At 45.8% G+C, this 17,199-nt stretch carries 17 protein-coding genes; 14 read left to right on the top strand and 3 right to left on the bottom strand.

Annotated features, from left to right (window positions below):
• The first annotated feature begins 5 nt into the window (after positions 1 to 5).
• The 9 genes from AC58QD_RS02780 to AC58QD_RS02740 are packed head-to-tail and all read left to right on the top strand — an operon-like array spanning position 6 to position 9,387.
• Positions 6 to 797, top strand: a complete 792-nt coding sequence (locus tag AC58QD_RS02780; RefSeq protein WP_497329749.1) for a type II secretion system F family protein — start codon at positions 6 to 8, stop codon at positions 795 to 797.
• A gap of 12 nt (positions 798 to 809) precedes the next feature.
• On the top strand, positions 810 to 1,046 hold the full coding sequence (locus tag AC58QD_RS02775; RefSeq protein ID WP_497329747.1) for a Flp1 family type IVb pilin: 237 nt from the start codon (positions 810 to 812) through the stop codon (positions 1,044 to 1,046).
• Positions 1,047 to 1,066: 20 nt separating this feature from the next.
• Positions 1,067 to 2,089 carry a TadE/TadG family type IV pilus assembly protein gene (locus AC58QD_RS02770; protein ID WP_497329745.1) on the top strand — a complete coding sequence of 341 codons (1,023 nt, stop codon included), beginning with the start codon at positions 1,067 to 1,069 and terminating at the stop codon, positions 2,087 to 2,089.
• 33 nt (positions 2,090 to 2,122) lie between these two features.
• Positions 2,123 to 4,423, top strand: coding sequence for a hypothetical protein (locus AC58QD_RS02765; protein WP_497329743.1), 2,301 nt, complete (start codon positions 2,123 to 2,125; stop codon positions 4,421 to 4,423).
• Between the two features lie 19 nt (positions 4,424 to 4,442).
• Positions 4,443 to 5,129, top strand: coding sequence for a TadE/TadG family type IV pilus assembly protein (locus AC58QD_RS02760; RefSeq protein ID WP_497329741.1), 687 nt, complete (start codon positions 4,443 to 4,445; stop codon positions 5,127 to 5,129).
• A 52-nt stretch (positions 5,130 to 5,181) separates the two neighbouring features.
• Entirely contained in the window at positions 5,182 to 5,712 is a 531-nt protein-coding gene (locus AC58QD_RS02755) for an A24 family peptidase (protein ID WP_497329739.1), read from the top strand.
• Positions 5,713 to 5,731: 19 nt separating this feature from the next.
• Positions 5,732 to 7,438 (top strand): DUF6382 and FHA domain-containing protein, encoded by a 1,707-nt coding sequence (locus AC58QD_RS02750; RefSeq protein WP_497329737.1) that lies wholly within the window; start codon positions 5,732 to 5,734, stop codon positions 7,436 to 7,438.
• A gap of 46 nt (positions 7,439 to 7,484) precedes the next feature.
• Positions 7,485 to 7,772: a Dabb family protein gene (locus tag AC58QD_RS02745; RefSeq protein WP_497329735.1), complete on the top strand. Its 288-nt coding sequence runs from the start codon at positions 7,485 to 7,487 to the stop codon at positions 7,770 to 7,772.
• A 52-nt stretch (positions 7,773 to 7,824) separates the two neighbouring features.
• Positions 7,825 to 9,387, top strand: a complete 1,563-nt coding sequence (locus tag AC58QD_RS02740; protein WP_497329733.1) for an ABC-F family ATP-binding cassette domain-containing protein — start codon at positions 7,825 to 7,827, stop codon at positions 9,385 to 9,387.
• 154 nt (positions 9,388 to 9,541) lie between these two features.
• Here AC58QD_RS02740 and AC58QD_RS02735 read toward each other — a convergent pair whose 3' ends face one another.
• Together AC58QD_RS02735 and AC58QD_RS02730 are read right to left on the bottom strand one after the other, a co-directional pair.
• A complete protein-coding gene (locus tag AC58QD_RS02735) occupies positions 9,542 to 9,982 on the bottom strand; it encodes a DUF2269 family protein (protein WP_497329731.1) in 441 nt (146 codons plus the stop codon).
• Between the two features lie 10 nt (positions 9,983 to 9,992).
• Positions 9,993 to 10,328, bottom strand: a complete 336-nt coding sequence (locus AC58QD_RS02730; RefSeq protein WP_497329729.1) for an ASCH domain-containing protein — start codon at positions 10,326 to 10,328, stop codon at positions 9,993 to 9,995.
• 183 nt (positions 10,329 to 10,511) lie between these two features.
• Between AC58QD_RS02730 and AC58QD_RS02725 the strand changes: the two genes are divergently transcribed.
• Entirely contained in the window at positions 10,512 to 12,464 is a 1,953-nt protein-coding gene (locus tag AC58QD_RS02725; RefSeq protein ID WP_497329727.1) for an ABC-F family ATP-binding cassette domain-containing protein, read from the top strand.
• A gap of 69 nt (positions 12,465 to 12,533) precedes the next feature.
• On the opposite strand, the gene AC58QD_RS02720 is transcribed toward AC58QD_RS02725, so the two are convergent.
• Positions 12,534 to 13,964: an NAD-dependent malic enzyme gene (locus AC58QD_RS02720; RefSeq protein WP_497329725.1), complete on the bottom strand. Its 1,431-nt coding sequence runs from the start codon at positions 13,962 to 13,964 to the stop codon at positions 12,534 to 12,536.
• A gap of 188 nt (positions 13,965 to 14,152) precedes the next feature.
• On the opposite strand from AC58QD_RS02720, the gene AC58QD_RS02715 reads away from it, so the two are divergent.
• From AC58QD_RS02715 to kapB, 4 genes are all read left to right on the top strand, one after another.
• A complete protein-coding gene (locus AC58QD_RS02715) occupies positions 14,153 to 15,769 on the top strand; it encodes an ABC-F family ATP-binding cassette domain-containing protein (RefSeq protein WP_497329723.1) in 1,617 nt (538 codons plus the stop codon).
• Between the two features lie 133 nt (positions 15,770 to 15,902).
• A complete protein-coding gene (locus AC58QD_RS02710; RefSeq protein ID WP_497329721.1) occupies positions 15,903 to 16,442 on the top strand; it encodes a hypothetical protein in 540 nt (179 codons plus the stop codon).
• Positions 16,439 to 16,783 (top strand): thioredoxin family protein, encoded by a 345-nt coding sequence (locus tag AC58QD_RS02705; RefSeq protein WP_497329719.1) that lies wholly within the window; start codon positions 16,439 to 16,441, stop codon positions 16,781 to 16,783. Before AC58QD_RS02710 ends, AC58QD_RS02705 begins: the two co-directional genes overlap by 4 nt.
• A gap of 21 nt (positions 16,784 to 16,804) precedes the next feature.
• Complete coding sequence (kapB, locus tag AC58QD_RS02700) at positions 16,805 to 17,191, top strand: kinase-associated lipoprotein KapB (RefSeq protein WP_497329717.1); 387 nt, start codon at positions 16,805 to 16,807, stop codon at positions 17,189 to 17,191.
• Positions 17,192 to 17,199 lie beyond the last annotated feature (8 nt).

Below are 17,199 nucleotides of genomic sequence, written 5' to 3'. Positions count from 1 at the left end.
AAAAGGTGATTCAGATAATTGCATGGCTTTATGCTGCGGCGTTGGTGATTGTCGAACAAACAAAGCTGCTTGACAGACTGCAGGCAGCTAAGATTCATCTTCATCCCAAGATGATGGCTTTGCACGGGGATAACAGGGAACAAGCGCATTCCAAGCGATTTGCGGCTCGAGTTCTATTGATCGAAGCGGGAAGTTTAATACTATTGCTGCTCTTATTTGCAGCGAGCAGGGGAGATTTCGCAATTCTCTCAGCAGGTATTGTGCTAATACTCTGTATTCCATTGGCTCTTTACAAAGAATTAGATCGCCAAATCAAACGTAAGAAACAAGCTATTATTCTGGATCTGCCTGATCTGATCAATCGTATGACACTGCTTTTGGGTGCTGGAGAAACTGTCCAAGGAGCTATTATGAAATGTGCGTCCAATCGGTTTCTTGATGGAGCATCTAATAGTTCCAAGCATGGTCCACTTCAAAAGGAAATCGTTCTCCTCGCTTCCGGTATTCAGAATCGTGAACCATTCCATCTGCTGATGGAACGCTTAAGTACAAGATGCGCAGTCCAGGAAGTGTCGATATTCACCACAACTGTATTAATGAACTACAAACGCGGAGGTGATTCATTCGTATTGGCTTTAAAGGCGCTATCGAGCGAAATGTGGCAAAGGCGTAAAGCAATTACCCGAACTTTGGGCGAAGAAGCTTCGTCCAAGCTTATTTTCCCCATGCTGCTAATATTTCTTGTTGTCATGACGATTGTTGCAGCACCAGCAGTAACCATGATGAACCAACCATAAGGAGAGATAATTATGATGCAATCCGTTCAATATTCATTGAAGAAATTTTGGCAAGAGGAGGATGGCTTAGGTACCCTGGAGCTATTGCTCATTGTCGCTGTCCTAGTAATTGTAGCCGTGGCTTTTCGCAAATGGATCCTGAGCTTCATCAAAACCTTATTCGGTCAAGCGAATGAGGAATTAGGAAACGCAGGGAACAAGGAATGCTTGTCTAATCCTAGCACCTGCGCCTCGCCTGCTACACCATAATGATTAAGAAGGTGAAGGCTGTGAGTAAGAGCAGAATTTCTCCAATCTCAGATTTGGTCCGGGACCAGGCCGGGAGCTTTACTTTGGAAGCATCGATGACATTCCCTCTAACCATGTTAGCTCTGATTGCTCTATTAAGCTTCAGCTTCATGTTATACAATCGCTCCGATTTATACGCTACTGCTGCGGCAGTAGCCGACCGCACCGCATATAACTGGGATAATAGCGATAAGGATCCGATTACGGGTGCTTTCTCTCTTGGACAGTATGACAATCTCTATTGGAGAACGGGAAGTGATAGCTTCTCGGACGCGTTCGGTTTCCTGATAAGAAACGAAGTCTCCTCGGTTCATGTACCTTTCGGAACGCCAGAAGAAATGCCCTTGACTAAACCGCAAGACAAGCTTCGCAGAGCTGCTGCATTATTACCAGGCACTGTTCAAGGTGGACTCAGCTATTCCAATCGTCTGTATAATCGCCAAGTAAAGGTTACATTGGACAGGCAATCCAGAATCCCCTCTCTGACAAAAGAATGGTTTACGCCTAAGTCGGACGTTGTACTTACTGCAGCAGTAACAGAGCCAGTTGAGCTTATTCGAACCGTAGATTTCGTACGAACTTTAGCAGGACGGTTCAAGGATATGCTCTCTCATCGTGAAGCCCCGATTTCTTTGCCTATCCCAACTGAAACTCCATCTTCAGATGTCTTGCTAAAGTCTGAGAGAGAAGCCGCAGATTTTTTGAGAAGCTTGTTAGGAAGCCCTGCCCCAGTCTATATAACTACAGCTTCCGGCCAGCAAAGGAAGCTAGATGCGTTGGACCCAGACGGATTATTCCATGAGGCCAAGTTCGGTTATACTTCCAAGACGGAATCAGTTGAACGGCAAATAATCAAAGATCTGGAGCTAATCCAAAATGCAGAGCAGGTAAAAGGGGTAGTCTGGCATTTTTTTCGCGATAGTCGAAATGGGAAGATTGGCCCGTCCAAACCGCTGCGTAAACAATTGGAGAGGCGCGGCATCCTTGTAGTGATCCATTCATAAGCGAATTTGCATGGCAAGAGAGGAGTTCATTTATTGTTGGGTTTACTTGGTTTGTGGAAATCATCAAAAGGATCTGCATCCGTCTTTCTTATGCTCATCATTGCCCCTTTGTTCGTATTTCACGCGGTGCTTATCGATTTTGTACGCATACGGATAGCCGAGCGTGAGTCTGACGCCTCCCTGCGAACAGCTCTCCGGTCAACGCTCTCCGCGTATGACAATACTCTAAAAAGTTACGGCTTATATGCACTGGGACTGGGTGAAGTCGATGCGGAAAAGTTATTCCAACTGGTGCTTTCACGCAATTTAGGTGGAGCAGACTCATCTAAAGGATGGTCTCTTGTTAAGCCACTTGCTGATGTGCAGTCGGTAAAATTGCAGGGGCTGTACACACTGGCGAACCATACTGTATTTCGTCAACAAGTATTGGAGGAGATGAAGTATAGAGCTCCTGCGGAATTTACAGTTCAAGTCGTTGACAAGCTTATGGGTGGATCGAATACGGTCTCTGCTTTGTCGGGAGCTTCAGCATTCGAGAAACAAGCAAATGAGATTGAAGATTGGATTACTCAGCGTGAGCTAGTTCTAGATGAGGCATGGAATATGATGCTCTCATTAAAAGAGAAAACTTCGATCTATCATTCTTACTACACAATACGCCTTTCAGAGTTGGAGCAATTATCTTCGCAAATCGGGATAGGTGATGTGTCGGCCATTCAGCAATCACTTAGTGCGCTCCAGCATCAGAGCGAGCAGATCCAACAAGCAATGACGGTGAGTTCCTCTTCCTTACAAGAACTGCTTAAGAAGGTGAAGGAGAACGCCGAGCTTATACAGGACGTTCGCAGCAATTTGGAAAATCTGCAGAGCAGTCTGAACTCGGTATATGCGCAAATGACCGATCTGCAGACGATGCTGCAAGTGATTCCTCAATATTTATTGCTGCTCGAGATGACTAAGGCAGAAGCGGCGCGAGATGCAAATGTAATCATGAGCTTGCAGGGGGCCGTTCTTGCAAAGATCGATGAAGCAGGGGAAATAGATGAACAGATTCGTAAATTTAGCAATAATACTAGCTCGAACGGAGCAGCCCCCATCTTAACAGTTGATATCATAGGGCAAATGGTCAAACCTGCAGCTTATTATGCGCTTTATAAAGTGGATGCCAGCAGCATCTCCGGTTTAATGAATGGATTCTCTGGAGCCATCCAGGCAACGACTCCTTTCTTAGGAGACAACAGGTGGTCACCGGAAAGATACAGCACACTTGCACAATCTAATGAAGCTTACTATGCGCGCGCATCATCGGTAATAACTAGCAGGCAAGCTGAGGAAGCAACAAGGAAGCAGACTAGCGCTTCCATCGATCGACAGCGTAATGATCAGCTTAATCGGATGAATGAAGTGATCGATCAGTTAAAGAAGCTTGTTGCAGAGTGCGGAGGAGTCACTGGAGGTCAATCTGTCTATGATCTTCTTGAAAAGAATGGCCCCGACGGTTCTTCGCACCCGATTAGTGCCAAATATGCGGATTACAATCGTATCCAGCGCAATTTTCCAGAGCCCGCTACTGATGGAGATGCATCATCAACAATCAGCGCTGAAGCGGCCAAGCGTGGCGCATTTCACTTGATTGATAGTCTTGTTCCGATGATCGGGAATCTAGCACGATCTTTCAGAGATGAACTATACGTGAACGAATATGTTCTTGAGAAATTTAATTACCGGACATTCGGTAAACAACAGGAAGAGGGTGGACATGAGATCCGCTCTGCGGCATTGTCGAACCCAGGATATCATCCTCTCCGCAACCAAGAAGCAGAGTATATTTTATACGGACACGCCTCCTGTATACTCAACCAATCGTCTGCTTATGCTGAGATGTTCGCCTTTCGCTTGGCTGTAAGAATGACGGAAGCGTTGCTGGATACAAAGGCGAAGGCGATTGCTGCTGCCGGGTCCCCTTTGCTTCTCGTACTCTGGGCAGCTGCAGAAGGAGCTATACAAGCTTATCAAGATATGACCAAGCTTGTCGAAGGCAACCCTGTGCCGGTCTCGGAGAAATTGGCAGGAAGCGCAGTAACGATGAACTATAAAGACTATTTACGAATTTTCTATATGTTGCACAGCAACAATCAGATGACAATGTCACGCGTACAAGCTTTGATTGAAACAAACACTGGCCGAGATTTGACGGAAAGGTATACATATTTGCAAGGCACTGTTACAGCAAGTGAACGATTGTGGTTTTTCCCATACTTGGAGCCGTTTATCGCTTACGAGGTGAAACGAAATCGAGTAGTTTTGGAGCAAACCGCCTACTTATCCTATTAACTGATTAGGAGGAGAATGTTTGTCTGTGCCATCAGGCTCGATCTTGCGTATGTCAAAACAAGAGCAGGGAGGAATTGCCTTGGAGGCAGCGCTCGTAATGCCCTTCTTTCTTGCATTTGTCCTTGCTATGGCTGCCATCATTCAATTAACAGTGGCTGATTTAGCCTTGCAGAGAGCACTTACAGAAACTACAAAACCTATTGCAGCCTACGGGTATCCATTGGAACTTTTGGCTTTAGAAGCCAAAGAAGCGTATATGAAAAGCCCCGTTGGCAGTCTAATTGGAGATGTTGCTGGGCGAGTCTCGTTAGCAAGGGAGAAGCTGGTTCAAGGTGAGCAATGGGCTGAACAATATGAAGCGTTTATACCCGATTTCTTGCTAAGTTTGGTTGATTGGGAACAACAATTTCGCCAGTCAATTGAACAGACCGCTCAAGATCAAGCAGAATCGATATGGGATGATCCGATTAATCCAATCATCCAAGGTGCCTTTAAGGAATTAGTGCTGAAGGCAGCTGATTCATATGTAATAAGAAGAGACCAGTTAAGAGTTACGAGCGTGAAGCTGCCCAATCTGTTTCGCAAGGAGCAAGCATTTATCGGGGTAGAGGCAGAATACGATGTCAGGCTGCCGATTCCGTTTTATACCCGAATCGTTACCCTTCGCAAGCAGTCCTATGAAAGACTCTGGATTGGCGATTATTAAATTTTGCATACGAAATACATGTAAGATGACCGTTTTTGCATGAAGAAAGGAGTTGAATTTTATCCTTGCCTATATGATTTTGACTCTTTTACTTGTTGCAGCATTTGTTCAGGATGCGGTTCAAACGAAGATTGCTAATTTATTAACCATCCCTGCGATGCTAGCAGGAGTATTAATTGCTGCATTGGCAGGAGACAACTATGGCGTAACAGGTTTATGGGATTCGCTGTTAGGACTTGCGCTCGGCTTCACATGTATGTTCATTTTATATGCGCTTGGAGCAGTCGGTGCGGGAGACGTCAAGCTGTTCGGAGCTATTGGGTCATTAACCGGCGCCCAATTCGTCATGTACGGTTTGATGAACTCTATCGTATGCGCGGGTATTGTTGGTCTGGTCATTGTGATCTGTAGAAGGGAAATGACGTTAAGGATGAGTAATGTATTTGCTGTTTTGTTCGGGATGTGGATCTGGAGGAGTTTCAGTCCGATTCGTTCCTCACGAATAAAGGAGTCGCTTAAGTTTCCATTTATGTATGCGGTTCTTCCGGCTATCGGGATTACTTGGCTGACGATCGGATTTTGACCTTCGGAGGGAGATTATTATGAGTAACTCATTGTCTCAAGACCTGCGTACTGATTACTGCTCGAATAACGGCAATCATCATTTGCTTATTGATCGGAATCCGGTTTTAACGGAGAAAGACTTCATCTCTATTCAAGTGCATATGCTGCAGAACAATGTAATCCCAAGATTGCTACATGTAGAATTCGAAAACGTGGATCATAACATAAGACTGCTTTATGAAACCGGCGGTAAAAAAATGCTTGCGCACCGACTTAAAAGAGAGCGGCTCACACAAGAGCAGTACTTAAGAATGATGCTCCATACGGTATCGCTTCTTGCTGATTGTCCGGGGTATATGTTGGATAGCGAAAAAATTATGCTCGATAAAAACTATATATTCACAGGCCGCGATATTACAGATCTTTCATTCACATATATCCCGCTCAAATTGTATGTTGCCAAACGTACGATTCATGAACAACTGAGAGAATTCTCCAGCCACTGTATGGCATCTGTCCACACGATGGAAGGGGATCGGATTCCGCAGGTTCTTGCATTTCTGCGGGATGAGACGATACACTTTGCGGAAATGAAGGAATGGTTATTGACTCTTGCATTGGCTGATTCAGATTGTTCTATAGATGTGAACCAGCCAACAATGCCCGAATTAGTTGAGTCTGCTGCTCCAACTCTGCTTCCCCCGCGACCTTCTTGGATATCTCATGACCTTCCATCACCGAATCTTTTACCATCTCAAACACCACAACTAACAGCAACGAAGTCCGCTCACTCTCCAGCAAATCATTCACCTTTAACCAGACCGACTTCGCATGAAAAGCAAAGTTCCCCGAGTATGACCGTTAAAGGACCTGCAGCTTGGCTCAAACGGATTCGTGAACTAAAAGATGAAGTTGGGCCGTCCTCTGATACGGGAGAGCTGCCAATGCCGCTCAGCAACACTCATTCTAAAACGGTTCACACTAGGCCCATTAGAAGAATGGCTTTTTTATTGGTGGCATCACTTGCCCTTATTTGTTTTATTTGGAGCTTCTATACGGATGCTTCTTCAAAAACGGCATTCATTCTCCTGCTGACAGGGAGTCTTATTATTGTTGCAAGTACTGTTACTGTATTTCGAGCGCGTCCAAGCTGGCTTTATGGTGATGTACAACAGAATCAACGTACAGAATCGGATGAGAATGAGAATGATGATAATAATGAATACAATTGGTCGGTTAGAAGCTGGAATCCAAAAAGTTCGCAATCTCCATATCCAGCAACTATATCTCCCCCAATAGATAAATCTCCATTGCCTGTATACAAGCCGCCAACTCTTGATCCAGACAAAGGTGATGGCGGTTCACCGCCTCGTAATCATCTGGCCACTGTATTACTGAATTCATCGATACTGGAGAGTGTTACTGAGATTGTTGCTCCTGTGAGATACCCATCGCTTGAAATAGTAGACCATTCTGGAAGTGCTGCTACAATAGCGATTGACAAGGATAGCTTGATCATCGGCAGAGAAGATGCTGGAGTGGACTATTCACTGAGCGGCAACGGGGTATCCAAACATCATTTGGAAATTGTAATGCGCGAAGGAGAATATTATGCCCAAGATCTTGGTTCTACCAATGGAACAACATGGAATGGAGAGCGAATGGTGCCATATAAAGCTTACTCCTTAAAAAATGGAGATAAATTGTGCATCATACAGACGCAATTTGTTTTTAAGAAGGAGTAAGTGTGATACAATATAGCTATTCTTGTCGATAAAGGGGAAGTTGAAGTTGCTGACACATATTGTTTTGTTCAAAATGAAAGATAAAAGCCCGGAAGCTGCGGAAAAAATGATCGGATTATTGCGTGGACTGGAAGGCAAAATTCCACAACTACTATCGATTGAAGTAGGGCATGATATTGTTCGATCTGAGCGTTCATACGACATCGGACTTGTTACTAAGTTCGAATCACTAGATGCGATGAATGAATACCAAGTGCATCCGGCTCATCAGGAAGTTGTTGCATACATTAGTACGGTTCGGGAATCAGCAGTTGCTGTTGACTTCGAGAGCTAATTAGTAAGCTATAGATCACCAAAGATAAAGAAAGCAGGAGAATGAACACACGATGAGCCTTTTGACTGTTGAAGATTTAAGTCACAACTTCGGAGACCGCGTTCTATTCCAGAACGTTTCTTTTCGTTTGCTAGCTGGCGAACATGTTGGACTTGTAGGCGCTAATGGCGTCGGCAAATCCACGATGATGAATATATTGACCGGTAAAGTTTTGAAGGATTCGGGTAAGGTTGAATGGACGCCTCGAGTTCATTACGGGTACCTCGATCAGCATACAACCCTTACTCCTGGTAAGACGATCCGCGATGTGTTGAAGGATGCGTTCCTGCCTCTTCTCGAGCAGGAACGTGAGCTCATGCAGATTACGGAAAAAATGGCGGACGCAACACCAGAGGAGCTTGAGGTGTTGCTCGAGCAAATGGGCGATATTCAGGATCGGTTGGAGACGAGCGGATTTTATTTGCTTGATGTGAAGGTTGAGGAAATGGCCAATGGTCTTGGGATTGATGCTATTGGTCTTGACCGCGATGTTGCCAGTTTGAGCGGTGGACAACGCACCAAGGTGCTGCTAGCCAAGCTATTGCTGGAGAAACCGATGGTATTGCTGCTCGATGAGCCTACTAACTATTTGGACGTTGAGCATATTCAGTGGTTGACCAACTACCTCAAAAATTATCCTTATGCGTTCATGCTGATCTCCCATGATACGGAATTTATGAATCAAGTAGTCGAAATTATATATCACTTGGAATTCTCCAAGCTGACTCGTTATACGGCTAATTATGAGAAATTCCTGTCCATGGCTGAGATGAACAAGAACCAACATATTAGCGCTTATGAGAAACAGCAAGAATTTATCAAAAAACAAGAAGACTTCATTCAACGGAACAAGGCACGTTATTCTACATCCGGTCGTGCCAAGAGCCGGGAGAAGCAGTTGGATCGAATCGATCGAATTGACCGTCCAGAGACGGCCATGAAGCCTACATTCGTATTCAAGGATGCCCGCAGCAGCGGTAAGCTTGTGTTCCGCGGTGAGGATATGGAGATTGGTTATTCGTATCCATTACTGCCTAAGATGAATGTGCTTATTGAACGCGGTGAGAAAATCGCGATTGTCGGATGCAACGGAGTCGGTAAGTCAACCTTACTGAAGACGATTCTTGGCCGCGTAGAACCTTACAGCGGCAAGACGGAACGCGGTGATTTCTTGTTCCCGGCTTATTTCGAACAGGAGACCAAAGTAGGGAACCAAACTCCTATCGATGATGTGTGGAATGCATTCCCGCATATGAATCAGAATGAGGTTCGCGGTGCCTTGGCGCGTTGTGGATTAACGAACGAGCATATTACTAGACCGCTTAACATGCTTAGCGGCGGTGAACAAGCAAAGGTTCGCCTCTGTAAACTGTTGATGAACGAAAGCAATTGGATCTTGTTCGATGAGCCGACGAATCACCTGGATGTTGTGGCCAAAGAAGAGCTTAAGCGGGCGCTCAAGGAATATAAGGGCACTATTCTGCTTGTCAGCCATGAACCGGATTTCTACGAGGATTGGGTAACCAAGACGTGGAACGTTGAGGAATGGTCCAATCAGCAAGTCAAAACGAATTAACCTCACACAAGGATAAACGGCTTCGCCGTCTTTACGGCGGACTTTGTTTACCGAAGGAATAGAACAATCAGCGAAGATATACTTTCTGATATTCTTAAAAAGGCTATTGAGCGCTTCCCCTCAATAGCCTTTTCGATGTATCTAACAAAATAAATCACCACAAGTCAGGCTTTGTTACCATGAGCCATAAGAGCAAAAGCAAGAGCCCTATGTAAATCCAAACGGCTCTTTGAAGCTTATTGACAAGAAGATTCCGATTTTGCTCGTATTCCTTGTCCGCCATTTTCCGAAGTATTGGGGAGAAAGCTCTAGCTATAAAAAACAAAGCGCCAAGCAGGAGCACAATAGTGGCAACAATCCAAGAATCCAGCCATCGCCAGCCGGTTACCCAGATTAATAATGCACCGGTTGTCACTAATACATGACCTGCATGTTTGGTCAATCTGACTGCGAAGCGGAACGCAGAAATCAAGGTGCTAAGCTGCTTGGATTCTGAGGTGCGCATAGAATTCATTACAGGGAACATCACGAAAAAAGGTCCAATCGACACTATAGCGCTTAAAATGTGAATATAAAGGAGCGTATCACGTATCATTGTCGTTCTATCAAGATGAGATCGATTTGAACTCGTGTACCCACACCTTGGCATGCGGAATCCATGGCATACCAGCATGCATGGACAAGATGTAATTCTTGTAGGCTTCCATATTGTCGAACCCTTCGCTTTGGGCATCCGTATCGGTTAACTCGCCAAGCGCCTGACGGTATACACGGGTGACTTCAAATGAATGACCATTCAGTATCATCGTTTCACCGGGATCGGCATAACGTCCATTGCGGCGTGTAGCGGTTTTACGGCCTTCAAGCACTTTTTCAATATCACTTTGCACAGTAATCAATCGTTCAATAGAGCAGGTTTTGGGATCTAATATTTCAGACATCCGATCATTTCCTTCCTTGACGTATATTGTAATTGGAGCAGGTTGTGCATCCTTCATTGTACAATACAAACCATTGAATACCAAATCGTTCACATCTTTGTCATGCCCCACATGACAAAACTAGGGCTAAGCGATACAATAGCATGTAATAACTAACCTATATGAAACTTAGAGGCTGATCTGATGACAATTATTCGAACGGAACAATTAAGCAAAAGTTATGGAGAGAAGGTACTGTTCGATCGCATCACCTTTTCAATATCGGATAAACAAAGAATTGGATTAATCGGGGTCAACGGGACCGGAAAATCCACATTATTGCATATTCTGGCCGGACTTGAAGCTGCGGATGCCGGCGAGGTGTTCACAGCCAAACAGATGCGTGTAGAGTATTTGCCGCAGAATCCATCTTTCGAATCAGGGGGAACAGTTCTCGAGCAAGTTTTCTATGGAGACACACCGTTAATGAGAGCGCTCCGAGAATATGAAGGCGCATTGTCTGCGCTTGCGCAAGATCCAGGAAGTGAGAAGCTGCAGAAGCAGCTGTTCCAGGCTCAACTGGGAATGGACGCAACAGACGCTTGGGGCGCAGAGACGGAAGCCAAGACCGTCCTGTCTCGTCTAGGCATTCATGATGTGACCAGACAGGTAAATCAATTGTCTGGCGGTCAGCGGAAGCGGGTTGCCATGGCACGAGCGCTTATTCGTCCTGCAGAGTTACTCATTATGGATGAACCTACGAATCATCTGGACAACGACACGATCGAATGGCTGGAAGGAGTGCTATTGCGCTTTCCAGGTGCCCTCCTGTTAGTTACCCATGATCGATATTTTCTCGATCGTGTCACGAATCGAATCTTTGAATTAGACAAGGGAAAGTTGTACGCCTACGAAGGCAACTATGCAGTGTTCTTGGAAAAGAAGGCCGAACGTGAAGAGCAGGAGGCCGCTTCAGAGAATAAAAGACAGAACCTTTTACGCCGTGAGCTAGCCTGGCTGCGACGCGGTGCCAAAGCACGGACGACGAAGCAGAAAGCCCGGATTGATCGTGCTGAAACTTTACGGGATCAACACGTGGATGGACCTCGCGAACAGCTCGATATGTCCTTGGGGGCAAGTCGCCTGGGTAAAAAGGTTTTCGAGTTGAACCAGGTATCGAGGAATGCTCAAGGACGTCCCCTACTCAAGGACTTCAGTTATCTCGTGCAACCCGCAGCGCGAATAGGTGTTATAGGACCGAACGGAAGCGGTAAGTCCACTTTACTCCATATGTTGGCTGGTCTATTAGAGCCAGAGTCAGGTTCGATTGAGGTAGGACAAACCGTCAAAGTAGGCTACTACACGCAAGAAAGTATAGATATGAATCTAAAGCTTAGAGTAATTGATTACGTGAAGGAAGGAGCGGAAGTGATCCGAACAACGGATGGGGAATCAATCTCCGCTTCTCAGATGTTGGAGCGATTCCTCTTTCCGCCACACCAGCAATGGACGACGATCGATCGTCTATCTGGCGGAGAGCGGCGCAGATTGTATTTGCTGCGAATCTTGATGTCCGAACCGAATGTCTTATTATTGGACGAGCCGACTAATGATCTTGACATACAGACGTTAACGATTCTGGAAGAATATTTAGAGCAATTCCCAGGAACAGTCATCTCTGTATCCCATGATCGTTATTTCTTGGATCGTACAGCAGATGTATTGCTTTGCTTCGAAGGGGAAGGGGTAGTTCGTTCGTTCTTCGGCAATTACTCGGATTATTTGGAAGAACGGCAGGAACAGCTTCAAGCGGAACGCAACCAGACACAATTAGTCAACAGCTTGAAGAAATCAGAGAAGACGAACACCTCCGAAGCCAACTCCACAAACTCTGAATCAGCAACAGCGGCTCATTCATTGCGCAAACTGAGCTTCAAGGATCAGAAGGAGTGGGATGGGATTGAACAGCACATTGCCGATCTGGAACAACGTTTGGAGAAAGTAAAAGGGCAAATTACCGAAGCAGGCAGCAACTACGATACGGTTCGTGATTTGTTCGAGGAAGAGCAGAAGCTGGGCGAGCTTCTTGAGCAGACGATGGAACGTTGGGGTATATTAGCAGAAATGGTTGAGCAGATCGAACGTAATCGCGGATAGTTACACAACAACAAAAGACTGAACGCCCTCGATGAGGGTATTCAGTCTTTTGTCCATCTAAAAAATCGGTTATCGATACTCTCGAGGGATACGGCGAGCCACACCGGTGCGAATCGCGGCTTCCACGACTCGATCGCGAATAAGCGTAGAGATCTTGTCGTTAAATACACTCGGAATGACATAGAGCTTGTTGCGCTCTTCATCTGTAATTACAGATGCAATGGCTTCGGCGGCAGCGAGCTTCATCTCTTCATTGATGATGGTCGCCCGGCAATCAAGCGCTCCTCGGAACATTCCAGGGAAGCATAACACATTGTTGATCTGATTAGGATAATCGGATCGGCCTGTCGCAACAACGCCGACGATATCTTCGATTTCTTCCGGGCTGATCTCAGGGGTCGGATTTGCCATTGCGAATACGATCGGACGAGGTGCCATTGACGCTACATCTTGACGCTTCAACAACCCGCCAGCGGATAAACCGATGAATACGTCAGCACCTTTCAACACTTCGACTAAGGACCCTGTCTCACGGTTCGGATTCGTATGCTCGGCATACCAGTTCCACATCGGATTCGCATAAGCTTGTCCACGCACAAGAGCGCCTTCGCGATCAACTCCGATGAGATCCTTGATACCGGCCGCGAGCAAAATCTTACTGCAGGCAATACCAGCTGCGCCAATACCGCAGACGACAACCTTAATGTCTTCAATGGATTTTTTCACTACTTTCAAGGCGCTGATCAGTCCGGCATACAACACAACAGCCGTTCCGTGCTGATCGTCGTGAAAGACAGGAATATCAAGCTCAGCCTTCAATCTTTCCTCTATCTCGAAGCATCGCGGTGAAGAGATATCTTCCAGGTTAATGCCCCCAAATGCAGGGGCGATCGCTTTAATGGTGCGAATAATTTCTTCCGTATCCTGTGTATCCAGGCAGATCGGGAATGCATCGACATCAGCAAATTGCTTAAATAGCATAGCCTTCCCTTCCATGACAGGCATGGCGGCTAATGGTCCGATATTGCCTAGCCCGAGCACGGCGCTGCCATCCGAAACAACGGCAACCGTGTTCCGCTTGATCGTCAGGGTGAACGCTTTGCGCTGTTCTTCGTGAATCGCCATGCAGACTCGCGCCACATCAGGCGTATATACTCGAGATAAGTCATCCCGATTCTGAATCGGTATTTTAAGTTTGGTTTCGATTTTACCGCCAAGATGCATAAGGAATGTTCGGTCTGATATGTTGACCAGCTTGACGCCATTGATGGATTTGATTCGTTCTACAATTACCTGGATGTGAGCAGAATCGGTAACAGTAACCGTCAAGTCACGAATGGTGTGATCATGTTTCGTCTGTATAACATCGATCGCTACCAAGTCGCCGCCTTCTTCAACAATCGCAGTTACAATGTCACTGAACTTCACTAAATCCGTATGTATTTCCAACCGTAGAGTAATACTTTTCCCTGTTGTTAACGATTTGCTGTCTCTTTCCATGACGACGCCTCCTCATCCCAAATGGCTTACCTGCCTAGTGTATACTAGTTTTAATCCGTTTGAAACAGTATTGCTTTAATCCAATTTTTCAAATCGGAATGATGCAACTAGGAACCGGGATTGTTTTATGATAAGATATTATAATGTGTGAAGTTCCTCTGTTGAATGGAAAGGTAGGTAGTATATAAATGATTTCTACAAGCAACGTCACTCTTCGCTATGGCAAACGTGCACTATTCGAAGATGTGAACATTAAATTCACCCCGGGTAACTGTTACGGCTTGATTGGAGCGAACGGGGCAGGTAAATCAACTTTTCTCAAAATATTATCCGGTGAGATTGAACCGAACAGCGGTGAAGTTCATATTACGCCGGGTGAACGCATGGCCGTCCTGAAGCAGAATCACTACGAATTCGATGAAGTCGAAGTGCTAATGACGGTAATGATGGGTCACAAGAAGCTATTCTCTATTATGGAAGAGAAGGACGCTTTATATGCAAAGGCGGATTTCTCCGAAGAAGACGGAATGCGTGCTGCTGAGCTGGAAGGGGAGTTTCAGGACCTTGACGGATGGCAAGCGGAGTCTGACGCAGCGGAGCTGCTCATTGGGTTAGGCATTGGCACCGATCTGCATAACAAGAAGATGAAAGAGCTGGATGGCAATGAGAAAGTTCGGATTCTCTTGGCGCAAGCTTTGTTCGGAAATCCTCAGAACCTTTTGCTCGATGAGCCGACGAACCATTTGAACTTGGAATCGATCAACTGGCTTGAGAATTTCTTGAGTAAGTTTGAAGGTACCGTTATTGTTGTATCCCATGACCGTCACTTTTTGAACCAAGTCTGTACGGCTATTGCCGATATTGATTTTGGTAAAATCCAGATGTACGTAGGGAACTATGATTTCTGGTACGAGTCCAGTCAGCTTGCTGTGAAGCTTTCCCGCGATGCTAACAAAAAGACGGAAGAAAAACGCAAAGAGTTAGAAGCGTTTATCGCACGCTTCAGCGCGAATGCCTCCAAATCCAAGCAAGCCACATCCCGTAAAAAACAACTGGAGAAGCTTACGCTTGAAGATATTCGTCCATCGAATCGTAAATATCCGTTCATTAACTTCAAACCCGAACGCGAAGCGGGTAAAAACATATTGTCAATCGACCGGATCAGCAAATCCATTGATGGAGAGCTAGTCTTGAACGATATAAGCCTCGTTATTAACAAAGGGGACAAAATTGCTTTGGTTGGACCGAACGGGACAGCTAAAACACTGTTGTTCCAGATTGTTACCGGTGAGGAAACAGCGGATAGCGGGTCCTATGAGTGGGGAGTAACGACGACACACGCTTATTTTCCGAAAGATAACTCCTCCTATTTCGAGGGAGTAGATATGAACTTGGTCGATTGGTTGCGTCAGTATTCCAAGGATCCAGACGAAACCTTCATCCGCGGGTTCCTTGGCCGTATGTTATTCTCTGGAGAAGAGTCCCAGAAGAAAGCATCTGTACTGTCCGGAGGAGAAAAAGTTCGCTGTATGCTATCAAAGATGATGCTGACAGGAGCAAACGTATTATTATTGGATGAGCCTACTAACCATCTTGACTTGGAATCCATTACGGCTTTGAATAACGGTCTGATCGATACGGATGTTTCCATGATGTTCGTCTCACATGACCATCAGTTCATCCAGACGATTGCCAACCGTATTATCGAGATTACACCGAATGGTTTGATTGACCGGATGACCACTTATGATGAATATTTGGAGAGCGCAGAAGTGAAACGATTGCGTGAAACGATGTACACTTAATACGAGCGTCCAGCATCCAGGAGAGCTATTCAAGCTCTCCTGTTTGTTTTATGCGGAAGCTGCTTTTTCTTTTGGCTTGTCCTTTGGTATAATCTATGCAGAAGAAAACCATGGTTTGGGAGGGCTGGCGCCTATGTTTGATCCCACAATATTCGAGAACTTAAAGGTTGTCATGGAGGGAGCGGTCTATGACCTGGATTTGGAAGGTCTTGTTCTGGTAGTCGGCCGTCACGATTTAGTGGATCTAGCAGACATGTCTAGAGCGTTTGTCATCCGTTTCCGATTGAAGAATGGGAATTGTATAGGGGAGCTTCGTCTCTCTGCAGCATTGTCCGATTTGGCAGGCGAGAAATTGGAGTGGAAAAATGCTTATCCAGGCTGCTCGTTAGAACTTAGATTCCAACTTGAAATAAGCGAGACGGCAAATACATGCCAGACGATTCAACGACAGTTGGAAGCTCTATGGGACGGTCGCCCAGAGATTAAGCAAACCATTTCCTTCCCCTATAATCCTGATGCAGAACTCAACCACACGTTCACTAACGAGATTCGTTGTACCTTCAATCGCAAGATCGATGAGGGTCATTGGAGTGATTTTCCTGAGCTGTTGGATATAATGGTGGATTCGCTTGAACTTCTGGACCCCCATCATGCAGCCGGAGAAACCGGATGATTGAGCTCTCAGAACGCAACTTGCAAAGTCATCTGGACGATCAAGCTAACGGGGGCAATTCCGGTTTACCTGATCGGTTGTTTTTGTTCGTGTACACCCCGTTTTGCGGAACCTGCGCAGCTGCGCGCAAAATGTTGGATATCCTTAAGGTAATGCGTCCAGAGCTGCCTCTCTATGCGGCTAATGTTAACTTTCTTCCCAACCTTGTACAAGCTTGGGAGATCTCGAGCGTGCCTTGCTTGCTCCGGCTGAGAGGGAAAGAACCTGCCGCAAGACTATATGCCATGCAGTCGATCGACCATTTATTTCGTTTTCTAATATCAGAAACACCTGATTCCTAAGTTATGAAGGAGGCTATTTATATGTCGGAACAAACACTTCCTGTTGGTACATTCGTTCTTGTGGAGTATAAAACTGGGCAATATGTAGGGGAGATCATGGAGTGGGCTCCTCCCCGCGCGCTCGTACAAATCGCAGCCGTCGTCAAACATCCAGAGCAAGGTGACCTGCATAATCCGATGGAAACCGAAGTAGCGATGTTTCATCAACGCAGGGCATTGTCCTATCGGGAGAAAACCTGGATCCCAGCGCAGGCGATTCACCCCTATCGCGGCGTAGTCCCCAAGTACTCAGAATCTCTAAGACAAGCGATCGAATCGGAGATTCGTTTACTTCAGCGCACGCAGAAATGGGCGGAGCGATCATTAGTAGAATTAGTTTCTCTGCAAAATGAGTATTTCCCTAAATAACCTCGGAG

This window comes from Paenibacillus sp. J2R1T-4 (genome assembly GCF_059692235.1).
This window is presented reverse-complemented; position numbering and strand designations above follow the sequence as displayed.